Origin of the sequence: Atopococcus tabaci DSM 17538 (genome assembly GCF_000429585.1) — a bacterium.
GTDB classification, from domain to species: domain Bacteria; phylum Bacillota; class Bacilli; order Lactobacillales; family Carnobacteriaceae_A; genus Atopococcus; species Atopococcus tabaci.
The window spans coordinates 1-17,335 of record NZ_AUCD01000051.1; the positions used below are offsets into that span (position 1 = coordinate 1).

The following is a 17,335-nucleotide window of genomic DNA, read 5'->3' on the forward strand; positions in this document are numbered from 1 at the left end:
TCTTGTAAAGGTCTTTTTTTTAGCGCCACACTTTGATTTATTCTGTTTATACTGATCAAAGTATTCTATAATTGAACCGCCTTCCTTTAGGAAGGAAACGACATTATAGACCGGTTGATTTGATCGACCGATTTTCCGAGCAATCTTATAAGGTTTTAATCCAGTATCAAAATAAGTTTCTATCCAGCTAAGTTCTTTCATGGTAAGATGTGTGTAGGCCATTTGTGGTCACTCCTCTAATTTTCGTGGTTGGAACTTAGTGAGAGTGTATCACAAATGGTTTTCTATTTTTCTAGCTTAATTTTACAATTCAAGCAGAAAAAAAGAAGAGCGGTTTCACACAGAAAGGCCACTCTTCTTATCGTTTGATGCGTATTTTTTCAATTCTTTCAGTCAGCTTGGTTCAACCGTAATCTTTCATCAATCAACGCGTCTGCCAAACGGCCGAATTCTTCCAATGATAACGTTTCGCCTCTGCGGGATGGGTCGATGCCGCTCTTTTCGAAAGCAGCAGCCAGCTTGTCTTTGACCGCTTCTTCTTTCCCGAAAGCCGTCTGCAAGTTGTTACGCAATGTTTTGCGGCGCTGCACAAAGGAAGCACGCACCACTGCAAAGAAAAAGGCTTCGTCCTTCACGGTCACCGCCGGCTTGTCTTTGCGGGTAAGGTGGATGATGGCCGAATCGACATTCGGCATCGGGCGGAAGACCGTTTTCGGCACCGTGAAGGCCACTTCTGCATCCATGTAGTACTGAATCGCGATGGACAGCGACCCGTACGCTTTTGTCCCCGGAGCAGCAGAGATGCGGTTGGCCACTTCCTTTTGCATCATCACGGTCATGGAGTCCAGTTTCAAAGACGACTCCAAGAAATGCATGATGATGGGGGTGGTGATGTAATACGGCAGGTTAGCCACCAAAACAAGGGGGTCGTCCGGCGAAAAATGTTCGGCCGCCACCTGGTCCAGGTCCGCTTTCAACACGTCTTGGTGCAAGACGGTGATGTTATCATACGGCGCCAATGTTTCTTCCAACACCGGAAGCAGTCGGTCGTCGATTTCAAAGGCCACCACTTTTTTGGCCGCCCGGGCCAGCTGCTCGGTCAGCGCACCGATTCCCGGACCAACTTCGATGACATTCGTCTGGTTGTCGACCTTGGCCGATTTGACGATGTTATGCAAAATATTGGTGTCAATAAGGAAGTTTTGTCCCAAACTTTTTTTGGCGGACAAGCCGAATTGCTCTAAAATTTCCTGGGTTCGTTTTGGTGTCGCGATGTCTCTATGATCGTCCACGGTTTCCCTCCTCTGTTGCAGCCGTGCTCTTCAATGCCTGGATCACTTGCTGCTTTGTGATGCCAAACAAGTCCAGTCGTTTTTTCAACTGCTTTCCGTTCGTGTAGCCTATGCGCAACGTTTTCCCCAATTGCTGGCGGCGGGATTTGGAGTCCGGACCGTTCAGCAACCCCATCTCGGTGAGAAACCCTCGATCGATGCCGGATTCCACCGGGGCCGTCTGTTCTTCGTATACTTCGCTCAGGGCTTTCCGGATGGCTTCTGGTGCAGCGTGTTCGATGCCCAAACTTCCTTTGTGTCCAGGACGGGCTTCGTCACGGTCCAAAAACGCATGCTTCACACCGGGCACCCTTTTGGAAATGGTCTTCCGGATTTTTTCTCCGGGGAAATCCGGATCCGTGAAAACGATCACGCCTCGTTGTTCATGGGCTTTTTCAATCATCACGAGAATTTCTTCGTCGATGGCCGAGCCGTTTGTTTCAATCGTATCTGCATCCACCGACTCGCGAATTCTTCTCGTGTCGTCTCGTCCCTCAACGACGATGACTTCTTTTATTTTCTTCACGTTATTCTCCTACTTTTCCAAGCCAAATAATTTGTTTGCGTTGTCCGTGGTCTGGCGGGCCACTTCTTCATACGGAATCTCGCGGAGTTTGGCGATTTCTTCAGCAACATACCGGACATACGCCGGCTCGTTCCGCTTGCCTCTGTTCGGCATCGGCGCCAGGTACGGGGCGTCCGTTTCCACCAACAGTTTGTCAAACGGCATCGCTTTGGCGACCTCTTTCACTTCAGGTGCGTTTTTGAACGTCACAACCCCGCTCAGCGAGATGTGCAAGCCTAAGTCCAGGAACGCTTCCATCCAGTACGTGTCCAAATTGAAACTGTGCATGATGCCGCCGGTGTCTCCGGCGTGTTCTTCTTTCAACACCCGGTATGTGTCTTCGGTTGCGTCACGCATGTGGACGCTGATCGGCAGGTTCAACTCCTTGGCGACCCGGATTTGTCTGCGAAAGACGTCCTGCTGTACCCGGTGAGGCGCGGTGTCCCAATAGTAGTCCAGCCCCATCTCGCCCATCGCCACCACCTTTTGCTCCGGCAGCCATTCCATCAATTTGTTTTCTACAGCATCGGTGTAGGTTCCGGCTTCGGTCGGATGCCAGCCGATGATGCTGTACAAGTGGTCGTACATTTGGTTCAATTCCAACGACCGCTTGATGGTTTCGGTGTCAAACCCGACCACCGCCATCCGGCCGACGTCAAATTCTTCCGCCCGCTGGAGCAGTTCGGGAATTTCGCCTTCAAATTGCTTCACATTCAAATGTGTATGCGTGTCAAACAGCATATTTCTCTATCCCTCCTGAAATGGTGAAACTGGTTTTCGTTTTCTTTAGATGAGAGTGGCTCACTTGTTCGTAGTGGGGCTCTTTGTGGACAAGTGAATGCCCAGGGCATCGCTTCCCCTCTTCTTATGCGAAAAGAACCCTGCTTCCTTGGAGAGGCAGGGTCGCATGTCACATCAATTCGTTGTTACGCGATAGTGGAGCCGTTCGGCATGCCTTGTGGGGCTTCAATGATCTGCAGGTTTCCTTCCGGGTCTTCTGCAGACAGGATCATGCCCTGGCTGATTTGGCCGCGCATTTTGCGTGGTTTCAAGTTGGCCACGATGACCACTTTCTTGCCAATCAACTCTTCCGGATTCGGGTACCATTGTGCGATTCCAGAGAGAATCTGACGGTCGCCTTCATCACCGGCGTCCAAGCGGAACTTCAACAATTTGTCTGCATTTTCCACTTTTTCGCAGGCCACCACTTCGGCTACTTTCAATTCAACGCGGTCAAACACGTCGTATTTGATTTGTTTGTCTTTGACGGAAACAAGTTCGGTCTCTTCCGGGTCCCACTCTTCTTCCGTTTCTTCCGCTCCGCCCATCTGTTCTTGGATGTAGGCAATCTCTTCTTCCATATCCAAACGAGGGAAAATCGGCTGGCCTTTGTCGACCACATGGACGTTGGATGGGAAACGGCCAAACTGAGCTTCATTCCATGTACCAGCAGTTTCAGCGTCCAATCCGAGCTGCGCAAAGATTTTGGCAGGTGTGGATGTGATGAACGGCTGCAACAAAGTCGCTGCGATACGCAAGCTTTCCGCCAAGTGGTACATGACGCTGGACAACTCGTCTTTGCGGCTGTCGTCTTTCGCCAATACCCATGGCTCTGTTTCGTCGATGTATTTGTTAGTGCGGGAAATCAAGCTCCATACTGCATTCAACGCTTGGCCGAATTGCATGTCGTCCATTTTTGTCTTGTATGTGGCGATGGTTTCTTCTGCTTTTTGGCGCAGACTTTCGTCAAACTCGGTGACGTTGCCGTTGTACACCGGCACCACGCCGCCCAAGTACTTGTTGATCATCGCAATCGTGCGGTTCAACAAGTTGCCCAGATCGTTCGCCAAATCGTAGTTAATCCGGGAAACAAAGTCTTCTGGCGTGAACACGCCGTCGCTTCCAAACGGTACTTCACGCATCAAGTAATAGCGCAAAGCATCCAATCCGTAACGGTCGACGATCATTTCTGGATATACGACATTGCCTTTGGATTTAGACATTTTTCCGTCTTTCATCAACAGCCAGCCGTGTCCGAAGACTTTTTTCGGCAATGGCAGATCCAACGCCATCAACATGATTGGCCAGTAAATGGTGTGGAAACGAACGATTTCTTTTCCGACCATGTGTACGTCAGCCGGCCAGTATTTATTGAACAATTCATCGTTGTCTGTGCCGTAGCCCAACGCTGTGATGTAGTTGGCCAAAGCGTCAATCCAAACATACACCACGTGTTCAGGGTCGCTCGGCACCTGGACTCCCCAGTCAAATGTTGTCCGGGAAACGGCCAAGTCTTCCAAGCCCGGCTTGATGAAGTTGTTGATCATTTCGTTTTTGCGTGATTCCGGCTGGATGAAGTCCGGGTGGTCTTCGTAGTACTGCAACAAGCGGTCGGCATATTTGCTCATACGGAAGAAGTATGACTTCTCTTTAACCAATTCAACCGGGTGCCCGCTTTCTGGAGATTTTCCGCCAATGACGTTGCCTTCTTCATCGCGCTGGACATCATCCAATTGGGTCTCCGTATAGAATGTTTCATCTGGAACGGAATACCACCCTTCGTATTCGCCCAAGTAAATGTCGCCTTTTTCCAAGAGGCGCTCGAAAATCTTACCGACGATTTTCTTGTGCTGTTCATCTGTTGTACGGATGAAGGCGTCATTTGAAATATCCAACATTTTCCACAAATCTTTGATGCTGGAAGCCATCTGATCGACGTACTCTTTCGGGGACAGGTTCAATTCTTCTGCTTTTTGCTCAATTTTTTGACCGTGTTCATCGGTTCCAGTCAAATAAAATACGTCATATCCTTGAAGACGTTTGTAGCGGGCGAGCACGTCACACGCAATGGTGGTGTACGCATTTCCGATGTGCAATTTTCCGCTCGGATAATAGATAGGTGTTGTGATATAAAAAGTCTTCTTGTCTTCCAACGTTTTTCCTCCTCGAAACCTTTCAGCTGCTTTCTCGTTTTTCTCTAGTCAATCAACTTGCCGGCGGTGCTTTCTCCCGCAAGTCATTCCAGATTAGTATACCATACAACCACCGCGCGATTAAACGGTTGGGGAAAATTTAAATGTCACTCGACCAGCGAATGGCATTGAAGTTGTTTCGGGTTAAATCAACTGCAGTTGTTTGAGGCCTTTCACGATTCCATCGCGATCGACGGAATCGGTGACGGCGTCCGCCACCCGTTTCACTTCTGGGCGTGCGTTCCCCATGGCAACCCCCATTTCCACCGTCTGAAGCATCTCCAAGTCGTTCAAGTTGTCCCCGAACGCGACTGTGTCTTTCATGTCCATTCCCAAATGATCCACCACCCGGTGAATGCCGCTCGCTTTGGATACGCCTTTTGCGATGACGTCCACAGAATACGGACTGGACCGCGTGAAATGGCAGTGGGGGAATTTTTTACGGTAAAGGACGTCTTTTTCTTCACTCATTTGGATGACAACTTGGTAGATGTCTTTGTCCGCATATTTTGATTCGGAGATCGGCCGACTGCCCATTCGTTTGACCACAAACTGAGTCAACGATTTGGGAATGTACCGACCCAATCCTTTGATCGCCTGAAAGAACGAAGACCGGTACATCATGGTAAACAAGGCATTTCCGTAAATTTCGTCGCTGCCGCAGAGAAAGACACCGTGACTGTTGGCCCGGCTGTCTTCGATGAGTGTCTGGACCGTCTCGGGAGGAAGGGGGTTGGCGAAAACTGCTTCTCCTTCCAACACAATGTACTGCCCGTTCATCGCGATGTAACTGGAAATTCCAAATTCTTCGCAGATGTCCCAGACCATGCTGGGCGCACGCCCCGTCGCAATGACAGGCAGCGCGCCATTCTTTTTCAATGCCGTGACAGCTTTTTTGGCTGATTCCGGGGCATGGTTGCCTTCCGTCACCAATGTGCCGTCAATATCAAAAAACACAATTTTTTTCATCGTTTCCCTCTTGATTCGTTTATTTTTTACGTTATCACGCAAGATACGCCCACAAAATTTCACTGAGAGCCCCGGACAGCTGGTGGTCCAATTCCAACGCATGCAGGCCGCTCGCGATGCGGGCCGGCGTCCTCCCTTTTTTCACCGTTTTAAAGATGGCTTCTTTTAATGGAATCGGCAGCTCTGCCCCATCCAAGAAAGCGAACAGTTCTTTTTCGACATCATTTCCTCTGATGGCTGCATCGGAAAATTGAACCTGGTACTCGCTGTCGATAGGTGAAGCCGGCAGGTCGATGGAATAAAACGCACCGTCCTTTGAAATGTCCGCCTCCACCACTTCTCCGTTGACGCGTACAGTCGGTGTTTCCTTGACCTCAAACCCCACAAACGTCAAGCGGAAACTCCGCTCTTGGGGCAAGGCTTCGGTGTTTCCTTCGGGTTTTTGGATGGCAAACGTTGTCCCGCCTTCCCCTTTCCACCGAAGCGACATCTTCGTGGAGGCGTACGCCGGTTCTTGAAGGAGGCCGTCGTCTTCAATCAACTTGAACTGCCCGTTTGCCCCGGCGAAAATACGGATATCCATTTTCTCTGGGTTGACCGGTTCATTTTCGGCCGTTTGATCCAACGGCACGATGCCGCCAGCTTTTGTCAACACCGGCATCTGCGCCAACGGACGGTACATGTCCATCATTTGGTCGCCTTCATACACCCGTCCGGTAAAAAAATCCCACCAAATTCCCTTCGGCAGCCACACTTTGACATGACCCAGCGAGAAGGTCGGATCCATCTTTTTCGTGATCGGGGCAACCAACAGCTGCGTCCCGAAATAGTATTGGTTGGGGACTTCATAAGCTTCTTCCGCCCACGGATGATGGTAGTACATCGGCTGGACCAACGGCAGGTCGTCTTCATGAGTGTACACATTCATCGTGTATACATAGGGAATCAACCGATGGCGCAACTGTAAGAATTCCCGAATGATGCCGGCTGCCTCTTTTCCGTACCGCCACGGTTCTTTTCCGTGAAACAAACCCGAAGTGGCGTGCAGACGGTTGATGGGAGAAAAGACGCCGAACTGCACCCATCTCACGAACAACTCATTGTCTTTCACCCCGTCTTTGTGGCCGCCGATGTCATGACTCCACCAATTGTAACCGACATTGGATGCGGTGGCGGTGAAGTACGGCTGGAAATCCAGCGAAGCCCACGAAACAACGGTGTCTCCGGAGAACCCGACCGGATAGCGATGCGAGCCAAGGCCGGCGTACCGGGAGAAAATCATCGGCCGCTTCTCTTCCCGTCCGTGATCTAAGAAATGGTAGTGGTTCAACATCCACAATGGATCAAGTCCCGGCACTTTGGTGACACTGCCCTGTTGCCAGTCGATCCACCAAAAATCCACGCCCGCTTCTTCATGCGGATGATGGAGATAGTCAAAGTACGCATGCAGAAACGCCGGATCAGCAATATCAAAATCAATGGGTTCCTTTTTCTCGGTGTCCACATCCAGCACGCGGCCCATTTCTTCGTACATCTCTTCATGCGGCTGCACGCCGTTGGCTGGATGCAGGTTGAGGGTCGTATGCAGCCCTTTTTCGTGCAGCCATCCCAAAAATTCCGCCGGATCGGGGAAGAGCTCCCGGTTCCATGTATACCCTGTCCAACCGCTTCCGTACTCGGGAGGAACGTCCGTCACATGCCAGTCCATATCGATGACCGCCACGGAAAACGGGTAGCCTTCCGATTCGAATCGGTTCATCAGCTCTTTGTATTCTTTTTCGGAATATGGATAATACCGGCTCCACCAGTTCCCCAACGCATACCGTGGGAGAAGCGGTGTTTTGCCGGTGAGTTGGTGATACGCTCTCAGCGTCCCTAAGTAATCGCGGCCATATCCCAGATAATACACGTCCACAGCATTTTTGGACCGTTCTTCCACCCAGCCGTCCGTTTTCACAATCATCGAACGGCTGTCATCAATGAGGGAAAAACCGCGCTCGTTCATGAGTCCTTCTTCCAGTTCAACGGCGCCGTCCACTTTATCCAGCGTGCGGGCGGTTCCCTTCAACGTCTCCGGCTGCTCCCCGAAATACCACGTACTGTGATACAGACTGTAGTTTCCGATGGGTTCAATACGCAAATTGTGTTTGGTGAAGCCGCCCCGCTCTTTATGAAACAAAAGGTGCACGGCGGTGGTTACAATTTCTAATGTCTCTTCGGTTTCTTTCACCTCAAAGTCAGGGGTATCAAAATTCCGGTTCCACACCGTTTGTGTGGCCCGATCCTCAAACCTGGCCTCGGGGTGATATTCCAGACGGATCATCTGGGGAGTCAGCACCGTGAAGCGGTACTGTTCCCAAATCACTTGCGAAGCTTCAGGAGCTTGAGGGTGCGTTTCGATGCGGAACCTCAATTTGTCAGACGTCATGTTTACCGTGTCCTTTCTGCATGGAGTGTGTGCCCTTTCATTTTAGCACAGCCGGCTTTCATCCGGCCGTTTGTTCATTTCCATTTTCAACAAATCCGTCTAATCTTTGTGCCACGGGGAAGCCCAAATGATTTCACTCAACGCTTCCAACACTGGGCGTTCCAAATCCAACGTATGCAGGTGGCCGATTACGGCCGCTTGGTTGGAATCAGTGGTGATGGTCTCATACACTTCTTCTTTGATGTCGTGGGAAATTTGCGCTTTCTCCAAAAACTCAACCAATTCAATTTCATAATCATTATACCTTAAAGCCGTTTCTTCAAACCGAACACGGACCGTTTTTTGAACCGCGACATTGGGGATGGTGACCACCCAATTAGTCCCGCGCCTTGCTTGGTTGACCTCTTTTTCTTCCCCATCAATCCATACGCGGGCGGCGGTGGCGGCTCTCAACCCGATGAATTCCAAGCGGTAAAAACGTTCGGCAGGCAGCGCCTCCACGTTTCCTCTTGCAGGATGAATCGTGAATTCAGCAGTCTGCGCCTGTTCATTCCACTTGAATTGGTAGTCGGTCTCAGCAAATCGGGTGTCTTCTTCCAGCCGGTCGCCTTCATCTTCATAGAGCCTAAACTGTCCGTCAGCGCCTGCGAAAACACGAATGGTCATTTTTTTCGGAAGTTCGACGCCGTTCCGCACTTCTTCATTCATCGGAACAATGGCTCCCGCCTTGGCGAACACAGGAATGTTTTCCAGATTGCGGTAAACATCCAACTTTCGTTTTCCGTGATACATCCGGCCGGTAAAGAAATCAATCCATAACCCTTCCGGCAGCCAGACGGTCGTACTTCCCATCAGTGTCTGCGCGTCTCGCGGTTTGGTGATGGGTGCCGCCATCAGCTGCGTGCCAAAGTAATACTGGTTTGGGACGGAATACGCGTTCTCTTCCCACGGATGGTGGTAATACATCGGACGAATCAAAGGCAGGTCTTCCCGGTGGCTGAGCACGTTCATGCTGTAGAGATAAGGGAGTAACTGATGCCGGAGCCGCAAATGATTTTTTGCGATTTCCTGCACTTCCTGTCCAAAGCGCCACGGTTCTTTCGACGTGAACCGGTTGCTGGAACTGTGGAGCTTCATGATCGGGGAAAACACTCCGAATTGCACCCACCGGGCATAAAGTTCCGCATCGCGCACCCCTTTCATGAAGCCGCCGATGTCGTGGCTCCACCATCCGTACCCTACATTGGATGCGGTGGCGGTGAAGTACGGCTGAAAGTTCAATGACTCCCAGGAAATGATGGAATCGCCCGAAAAACCAATCGGATAGCGGTGCGAGCCCAAGCCGGCGTACCGCGAGTGGATCAACCCCCGCTTCTGCTTTCTACGGCTGTCCAAATAATGATAGTGATTCAGCATCCACAACGGATCCAAGTCCGCCAAGCGCGTGATGCTGCCCTGCTGCCAGTCGATCCACCAAAAGTCCACCCCCTCGTCTTCCAAAGGATGATGGAGGAACTGGAAGTAGGCATCCATGAATGCGGGATCGGTCACGTCAAAACGGATCACTTCTTTTTCTGTACTGTTGAAGCCCAGCGCTTCCGCCATCTCTTCATATTTGTCTTCATGCGGCTGCACTCCGTTTGCCGGGTGCAAATTCAGCGTCACTTTCAACTTTTTCTCGTGCAGCCAGCGCAAGAAATCTTCCGGATTAGGAAACAATTTCCGATTCCATGTGTAGCCTGTCCATCCACTGCCATATTGAGGATTGATGTCCGTCAGATGCCAGTCCATATCCAACACAGCCACCGAGAGCGGAATGTCGTGCTCTTCGAACCGTTCCATCAGCTCTTTGTATTCTTCCTCATCATACGCGTGATACCGGCTCCACCAGTTGCCCAGCGCGTACCGCGGAAGCAGCGGCTGCGGGCCGGCCAGATGATAAAAATCTTTCAAACACTGCAAATACTCACGTCCGTAGCCGAAAAAATACAGGTCTTCGATGCCTTCTCTCCGACTTTCAACCCAGCCGTTGTCCAACAAGATCATCGATTCGCTGTCGTCCATGACGGAAAACCCATTTTTGGATACCAACCCTTTCCCGAGCGGGATGGGGCCGTCCGCCCGGTCCAACGTCCGCGCCGTGCCGCCCAACGTTTCATACGGCTGTCCGTAATACCACACGCTATGGTATTGACTGTAATTGCCAATCATCTCGATCCGCAGGTTGTGCTCCGTGAATCCTCCTTCTTCTTTGTGAAAGATGACGTGCACATCGGTGGTATTGATTTCCAACGTCTTTTCACTCTCTTTGATAGAATATTCCGGAACAGGAAACATGCGGTCCAATACGGTTTGCGTGGCCCGGTCTTCGAATTGGGCAGTTGGGTCATACTCCAACCGGATCAACTGCGAAGTCAACACCGTAAACCGATAGGCTCCTCGGATAACCTTAGCCCTTCCGGCTGCATCCGGATTGGTGTGCGACTTGTACAACTTTTTCCCTCTGATATCCATAGTGTTGTTCCTTCTTTCTATTAGGAAACTCAGCAGCTTTTCATCCATCTTATTCTGTTAGTTTCATTATAAGAACCCTCCCGACAGAACTCGAATGATATGCCACGAGAAGCTTACTTTGTGGCCAAAAAGATGCGGCACCTCCCTCTGCCGGGATTCTCGTCTTTTAGAAGTCTTCTGTTTATTGACAAAGGCGTGGTTGTTTTTTATACTTACGGAGAACAGATGAATATGAACGGGCTGAGAAAAGGCGCAGTAGCGGTTTGTCCCTGTTAGACAGAGAGCCGGTGGTTGGTGGGAACCGGCACAAACAAACGCAGCGAATTACACCTGGGAGCCCCCTGATTTTTCAGGCGCGTTACTGGCGATAACAGTAAAGAGTGGAGCGTCTTGACGCTCAATCAGGGTGGTACCACGGATATACATTCGTCCCGGAGAAAAGGCAGAGCTGTCTTTTTTCTCCGGGACTTTTTTATACACAGCCCCAATAACAGTAGGAGGAAGAACATGACGATTTTAGAAGATTTGCAATGGCGCGGAGCCATCAACCAACAAACAGACGAAGAAGGCTTAGAGAAACTACTGGACGAAAAGAGTGTCTCGCTTTACTGCGGCGTCGACCCGACCGCAGACAGCATGCACATCGGCCACTTGATTCCTTTCATGGTATTGAAACGATTCCAGATGGCGGGACACCGTCCGGTCATTCTCATCGGGGGAGCCACCGGTTCCATCGGCGACCCAAGCGGACGCACATCTGAACGCCAACTGCAGTCCATGGATCAAATCCGCCACAACGCGGACAAACTGATTGCACAGATGAAAAAATTGTTCGAAGCCGGAAGCGAAAACGGCATCCACCTCGTCAACAACTACGATTGGTGGCAAGGGATGGGTGTGTTGGATTTTCTGCGTGACTTCGGGAAAGAGTTCAACATCAACACCATGTTGGCAAAAGATGTGGTGGCCAGCCGTTTGGAAACCGGCATTTCCTTCACGGAATTCACGTACCAAATCATCCAATCCGTCGACTTCCTGCACTTGTTCCAAAACGAAGACGTGCAACTCCAAGTGGGAGGCGCTGATCAGTGGGGCAACATCACCGCAGGCTTGGACCTTATCCGCAAAAAAGAAGGCGCAGAAGCCAAAGCATTTGGATTGACCATTCCGTTGTTGTTGAAGGCGGACGGAACCAAATTCGGAAAATCCGCAGAAGGCGCCGTATGGTTGGATCCGGAAAAAACCAGCCCATACGAGTTTTACCAATTCTGGCTCAACCAGGACGACCGTGATGTGATCCATTACTTGAAATACTTCACCTTCTTATCCAAAGAAGAAATCGAAGCATTGGAAGAAAAAGTGAAAACTGAACCACACAAACGGGAAGCCCAACGCACGTTGGCTCAGGAGATGACCCGTTTCGTCCACAGCCAGGAAGACTTGGAAGAAGCGGAAAAAATCAGTGAAGCCCTCTTCTCCGGCAACATCCAGGACTTGACGGCCCGCCAGATTGAACAAGGGTTCCAACACGTCCCTTCTTCAACAGCGCCAAAACAAGACATCGGTTTGGTGGAATTTTTGGTTGACGTGACAAACATCGAACCGTCCCGCCGCCAAGCACGCGAAGACATCAAAAACGGCGCCATCTACATCAAAGGCGAACGCGTACAAGACACTGATTACACTGTGACGGAAAAGGATTCATTTGACGGCCAATACATCATCGTCCGCCGCGGCAAGAAAAAATACTTCCTCGTACACTTGGTGGAAGCTTAATTTCACGAACTAGAACAGACAGAGGAGGCAATAGCATGGCAATGATTGTACAAGCACGCGCAGCAGATGCCGGAGCCATCGCCTCTTTGGCGGAAGAAATTTGGCGTGAGCATTACACCCTTCTCTTAGGAGAAGACCAAGTCACCTACATGCTGGACACCATCCAATCGGAAGATGTTATCCGTCAGGCAATTGAATCCGGCACGGTGTATTGGCTGGTCAAAGAAGACGGCGAACTGATCGGTTACGTCGCGTACGACTTACGGGAATCCGAATTGTTCTTAAGCAAATATTATCTGAAACACTCCTTCCGCGGGAGAGGCATCGGCCGGTACTTGTTTGATGAATTGAAACAGGTCGCCATTGAAAACCGCCTGCCTGCCATCGAATTGACGGTCAACCGCGAAAATACCCGTTCCATTGAAGCGTATCGGGCACTCGGTTTCCATGTGTTGCGGGAACACGTCGGCGATATCGGCGGAGGATATGTCATGGACGATTATGTCATGCAGTACGTTATCTCTTGAGTGAAAATCACACACAAAATTGGTCTGAATCTAGTTCAAAACGACTGGTTCTCTTCCAGAAAGGCACGCTCATTCGTGAGAATGCCTCTCTTTTTGCTCACTGCGCCCCGTTCAATGGTAAACTGAAACAGAAAACAGTTTAGGAGGTTGTCTTGTTGAATCCGATCACCACAATTAACCGAACCGATGATGCGTTGCGGCTGGCACAGGAGGTGCGCAAGAAACGCGTGTCCCCTGAGGAGTTGGTTGAAGAAAGCTTTCGTATCATCCAACAATGGAACCCCTCCCTCAATGCCGTCATCCATCCTCGGAAAGAAAAAGCGTTGAAAGAAGCGGCGGAACGGGATTTTTCCGACAAACCCTTTGGAGGCGTACCGATTTTAGTGAAAGATGCCGGACATACGTTGAAAGGGGAGCCGAGCACTTCCGGGTCACGCCTGCTCAAGAATCATGTCGCACAACAAACAAGCTGTTTCACGAAAAAACTGGAAGAGGCTGGGTTTGTCGTCATCGGCCAGTCAAACGTGCCCGAGTTTTCCTTTACGAATGTCACAAATTCGGAGCTGTACCAGCCGGCTTTGAATCCGTGGGACACCACCCGTTCCCCGGGAGGTTCAAGCGGCGGAGCGGCAGCGGCCGTGGCAAGCGGCATGGTGCCGGTGGCCAGCGCCAGCGACGGCGGCGGTTCGATCCGTATCCCTGCTTCTTTCACGGGACTGGTCGGTTTGAAACCCACCCGCGGACGCACACCGGTAGGGCCGGGTTCAGGACGAGATTGGCAGGGAGCGGCCGTCAGTTTTGGATTGACCAAATCCATCCGTGACACCGCCGCGCTGCTCGATGTCCTGCAGGTGGTCCAACAAGGAGCTGCCTTCCAAACCCCTTTGTTTGAAAAAGGCTACTCTTCCCTACTGCATGAAGAGAAAACCCGACCGTTCCGCATCGCTTATACATTGGAATCACCGGTCGGTTCCCCAGTCAGCGAAGAGGCGGAAGAAGCGGTCAAACAAGCCGTCCGCTGGTTTGAGCAGAAAGGCTATCCGGTGGAAGAAGCCGCTCCCCCGGTCGACGGAGTTGAATTGATGCGGAGTTATTATGTGATGAATTCAGGAGAAACGGCCGCCATGATGGGCAACATCGAAAAAAGTCTCGGCCGAAAACTGGCCTTTGACGACATGGAACTGATCACCTGGGTATTGTTCAATGCCGGCAAAAAACTGTCAGCCGCGGATTACTCCAACACCTTTTCCGCATGGGACTACGCCGCCTATCAGATGGCTCAGTTCCATGAAACATACGACTTGCTTCTCGCGCCGGCAACGGGGGAAGTCGCTCCCTTGGTCGACCGCGAATACCGCAGCCCAGAATTGAAAGAACGGATGCGGAACATCCAAGAATACACAGCAGCGGAGCAGCAGGAAATTGTGTGGGACATGTTCGACAAGAGCTTGGCGGTCACCCCCTTCACCCAGCAGGCCAACTTAACCGGCCAGCCGGCAATCAGCCTGCCGACGTATAAAAGCGCGGACGGTTTGCCACTGGGCATCCAATTGACCGCTCCCAAAGGCCGGGAAGACTGGCTTCTCTTGATTGGACACGAGATGGAACAAGACGTATTGTTTGTGTGATACTTTTTGCCGTAACTCTTTCGTGAACCTCCCTTTCACAGAAAAGTGCGCTGGAAAGAGTCTCCCACTTTTTTGTAAACAGCGGTCTCACGGAAAAGTGAACCGGCGTACACTGAAAAAAGGCAGCTGACGGCCGTCAGCTGCCTTTTCGTATGCTCAAAAGAAATCTCTTTTTTTCAGCCAGTAGTACACGATCAATGCGAGAGCAAGGATCAACCCGAGAATCAACCAAAAACCCCATGCATTCCGTGCCAGCGGGACCGGAACATTCATCCCCCACAGACCTCCCACCAATGTAGGTATGGTCAAAAGCAGTGTGATGGACGTGAGCAGTTTCATTACCCGGTTCACGTTGTTGTTGATGATGGAAGACACCATATCGCTGATGTGTTCCAGCAGCAAAAGGGTCTGTTCGGCCATCTTTTCAGCCTGGACAGTTTCGATGTGCACATCATGCAGCAACGCCTGCCGCGCTTGGCTTTTTTGGAGACCTTTCAATGTTTCCAGTTCATGGATGGCGGGGTGATTGGTGTCGATGGACGTGCGGATATACACCAGGCTTTTCTTCAGATACATCATATTGATCAAATACTCCGTTTTGGAAGACTCAATGATCTGCCGCTCCACCCGTTCTGTGGCCGCATGAATTTTTTTCAAACACAGAATGTACTGTCGCGCAATATCCATCACCAGTTTCAACGCAAACTGAATCGGGTCATCCCCGAGGAACCGCTCTTTCTTCCCCCCGGAGACCGTTTCTTTTAGAAACGAAGGCATTTCCTCCGAAGCGGTGATGATTAAATCGTCCATTAAAATCAACACCAAAGGCCGGGTAGTATACTGGTAATCTTCCCCCGCCAATTTTTTCGGATAATTTAAGACAATCAAAAACACTTCTCTTCCATCGCTTCTTTTCAGTTTTTCAAAACGAGCCAATTCGTCAGGATCAAATGCACTTGTCAAAAAGTCTTTGGGCAGCCGGAAACGTTGAATCAATCGACTAATTTCATCTTCTTCCGGTTCCAAAAGATGGACCCAATGAACAGGTTGTCCGTTTTCCGCTTCAACTCTGCGAATATTTCCATTTTTTTCTTGATGATACAGCTGAATCATGTGCCACCTCTTTTCCAGGAACGGCTGCTTTCAACGCTGTTCACGGCAGTTAAAAAAACGGCACATCAGCTTTCAAACCAATGCACCGGTGAATGTTTAAATAGACTTCAACGCTTCTTTAATGGACGTATCCCCGCCGACCACGTCAAACGCTTTGTTGTAAGCAGCTTCCGTGTCCAATGTTTCGACCAACAATCGGGCCACATCTGCACGCGGGATATCAAAATTATCCCCTGATCGAATCGCTTCTTCCAACCGTACTTTCCCGGTTCCTTCATCATTTGTCAAGGCTCCGGGACGGACGATGGTGTAAGTCAAGCCGCTTCCTTCCAAGTATAAGTCAGCGTAATGTTTGGCTACATAATAAGGTTTGATGCTTTCGTTCCAGTAATCCCGGTTGTCTGCGCCAAACGCACTGACCATCACAAAACGGTCGACGCCTTTTGCTTTTGCCGCTTCCATGACTTTCACCGCTCCGTCCAAATCAATCAGCAACGTCTTGTCATACCCCGTGCTGCCGCCGGACCCGGCTGTAAAGACCACCGCGTCCATATTATCCATGGCGCTTTCCAACTCTTCCACCGAACTTTCTAAGTCAACCAGCACGGTTTGTACTCCTTTTTCTTTAAATTCTTCTACCTGCTCTTCTTTTCGGACCATGGCCACCGGTGTGTGTTTGTCGCTGTCTTTCAACAGGTCCACCACTTGTGTCCCGATTTGGCCGTTTGCTCCTACGATTAATACGTTCACATGCATTCTCCCCTTTCGTGTTCACTGTACCAAAAAGACGCTTTCAAACCAAAAAATATGTCCCTTCATAAAACAACAAAAAAGCATGCTCCATAGGAAGCATGCTTTTTGGCTCTATGTCAAATAGTGTTGGTGAGTCTTTTGAGAGGACAAAGTGATCACTCACTTTGTCCTCCGCAGTCCCCCACACGAGTGTACTTTCTCCCATGAAGAACACGATGCCCGCAGCAACTACCAGCAAGAACGCTCCCGCATGCAGATACAAATACCGTTGACTCATCTGTCTGATGGACACCAACATGCCGGCAAGCGGAAGGTTGGGAAGAACGAGAAACACCCACGCCAAAAACAACACATTCAATACCCGTTCGACGGTTGAAAGATCGAGAAGCGCGTCACTTCCGAATGACCCATTTGAACTACCACTAGGCTAAAGCCATAGTGGATTCCTAAGAACACCAGCCTATCGGCTAGTTATTGATTAGGCTACCCCCGTAGTTCCTACGGTTAGAAGCCTTATGGCTTCATTTTTAAGATTCAAACTTGCGTTAATATCTCGGTCATGATGGGTATGACAATTAGGACACTCCCACTCACGCAATCCGAGATTTTTAACGTCTTTATTTTGATAGCCACAATTTGAACATAATTGACTCGATGGAAAATTTTTTGCTACTGTGAAAACCTGCTTTCCATACCATTTTGCTTTGTATTCCAACATTGTTCTAAATTGCGACCAAGATACTTCACTAATGGCTTTTG

The 17,335-nt window shown here is 50.3% G+C and carries 14 protein-coding genes, 1 pseudogene and 1 other annotated feature; of the genes and pseudogenes, 3 read left to right on the plus strand and 12 right to left on the minus strand.

Annotated elements, in window-relative coordinates:
* From G470_RS0108135 to G470_RS0108170, 8 genes and pseudogenes are all read right to left on the minus strand, one after another.
* Positions 1-222: pseudogene (locus G470_RS0108135) on the minus strand (IS30 family transposase); the annotation flags it as partial.
* A 167-nt stretch (positions 223-389) separates the two neighbouring features.
* A complete protein-coding gene (gene rsmA, locus G470_RS0108140; protein ID WP_028274399.1) occupies positions 390-1,292 on the minus strand; it encodes a 16S rRNA (adenine(1518)-N(6)/adenine(1519)-N(6))-dimethyltransferase RsmA in 903 nt (300 codons plus the stop codon).
* Positions 1,279-1,857, minus strand: a complete 579-nt coding sequence (rnmV, locus tag G470_RS13140; RefSeq protein ID WP_051258510.1) for a ribonuclease M5 — start codon at positions 1,855-1,857, stop codon at positions 1,279-1,281. Before rnmV ends, rsmA begins: the two co-directional genes overlap by 14 nt.
* 9 nt (positions 1,858-1,866) lie before the next feature.
* Positions 1,867-2,637, minus strand: a complete 771-nt coding sequence (locus tag G470_RS0108150) for a TatD family hydrolase (RefSeq protein WP_028274400.1) — start codon at positions 2,635-2,637, stop codon at positions 1,867-1,869.
* A gap of 185 nt (positions 2,638-2,822) precedes the next feature.
* Positions 2,823-4,829, minus strand: coding sequence for a methionine--tRNA ligase (gene metG / locus G470_RS0108155; RefSeq protein ID WP_028274401.1), 2,007 nt, complete (start codon positions 4,827-4,829; stop codon positions 2,823-2,825).
* Between the two features lie 183 nt (positions 4,830-5,012).
* Positions 5,013-5,837: a Cof-type HAD-IIB family hydrolase gene (locus G470_RS0108160; protein WP_028274402.1), complete on the minus strand. Its 825-nt coding sequence runs from the start codon at positions 5,835-5,837 to the stop codon at positions 5,013-5,015.
* Positions 5,838-5,871: 34 nt separating this feature from the next.
* Positions 5,872-8,265 carry a glycoside hydrolase family 31 protein gene (locus G470_RS0108165; protein ID WP_035445373.1) on the minus strand — a complete coding sequence of 798 codons (2,394 nt, stop codon included), beginning with the start codon at positions 8,263-8,265 and terminating at the stop codon, positions 5,872-5,874.
* 99 nt (positions 8,266-8,364) lie between these two features.
* Positions 8,365-10,779 (minus strand): glycoside hydrolase family 31 protein, encoded by a 2,415-nt coding sequence (locus G470_RS0108170; RefSeq protein ID WP_035445374.1) that lies wholly within the window; start codon positions 10,777-10,779, stop codon positions 8,365-8,367.
* A 233-nt stretch (positions 10,780-11,012) separates the two neighbouring features.
* Positions 11,013-11,216, plus strand: a binding site (T-box leader).
* 70 nt (positions 11,217-11,286) lie between these two features.
* Between G470_RS0108170 and tyrS the strand changes: the two genes are divergently transcribed.
* The 3 genes from tyrS (at position 11,287) to G470_RS0108185 (ending at position 14,710) form a co-directional block, all read left to right on the plus strand.
* Complete coding sequence (gene tyrS / locus G470_RS0108175) at positions 11,287-12,555, plus strand: tyrosine--tRNA ligase (protein WP_028274405.1); 1,269 nt, start codon at positions 11,287-11,289, stop codon at positions 12,553-12,555.
* Between the two features lie 35 nt (positions 12,556-12,590).
* A complete protein-coding gene (locus G470_RS0108180) occupies positions 12,591-13,082 on the plus strand; it encodes a GNAT family N-acetyltransferase (RefSeq protein ID WP_051258511.1) in 492 nt (163 codons plus the stop codon).
* A 155-nt stretch (positions 13,083-13,237) separates the two neighbouring features.
* Positions 13,238-14,710, plus strand: a complete 1,473-nt coding sequence (locus G470_RS0108185) for an amidase (protein WP_338023259.1) — start codon at positions 13,238-13,240, stop codon at positions 14,708-14,710.
* A gap of 156 nt (positions 14,711-14,866) precedes the next feature.
* On the opposite strand, the gene G470_RS0108190 is transcribed toward G470_RS0108185, so the two are convergent.
* The 4 genes from G470_RS0108190 to G470_RS14125 all read right to left on the minus strand — a co-directional run.
* A complete protein-coding gene (locus tag G470_RS0108190; RefSeq protein WP_028274408.1) occupies positions 14,867-15,823 on the minus strand; it encodes a magnesium transporter CorA family protein in 957 nt (318 codons plus the stop codon).
* 96 nt (positions 15,824-15,919) lie between these two features.
* A complete protein-coding gene (locus G470_RS0108195; protein ID WP_240470665.1) occupies positions 15,920-16,579 on the minus strand; it encodes an SDR family oxidoreductase in 660 nt (219 codons plus the stop codon).
* A gap of 37 nt (positions 16,580-16,616) precedes the next feature.
* The gene (locus tag G470_RS13900; protein WP_051258512.1) at positions 16,617-16,928 is read right to left on the minus strand and encodes a hypothetical protein; all 312 of its coding nucleotides are present in this window, start codon (positions 16,926-16,928) and stop codon (positions 16,617-16,619) included.
* A gap of 126 nt (positions 16,929-17,054) precedes the next feature.
* On the minus strand, positions 17,055-17,335 hold a 281-nt coding region (locus tag G470_RS14125), incomplete at its 5' end, for an RNA-guided endonuclease TnpB family protein (RefSeq protein WP_028274410.1).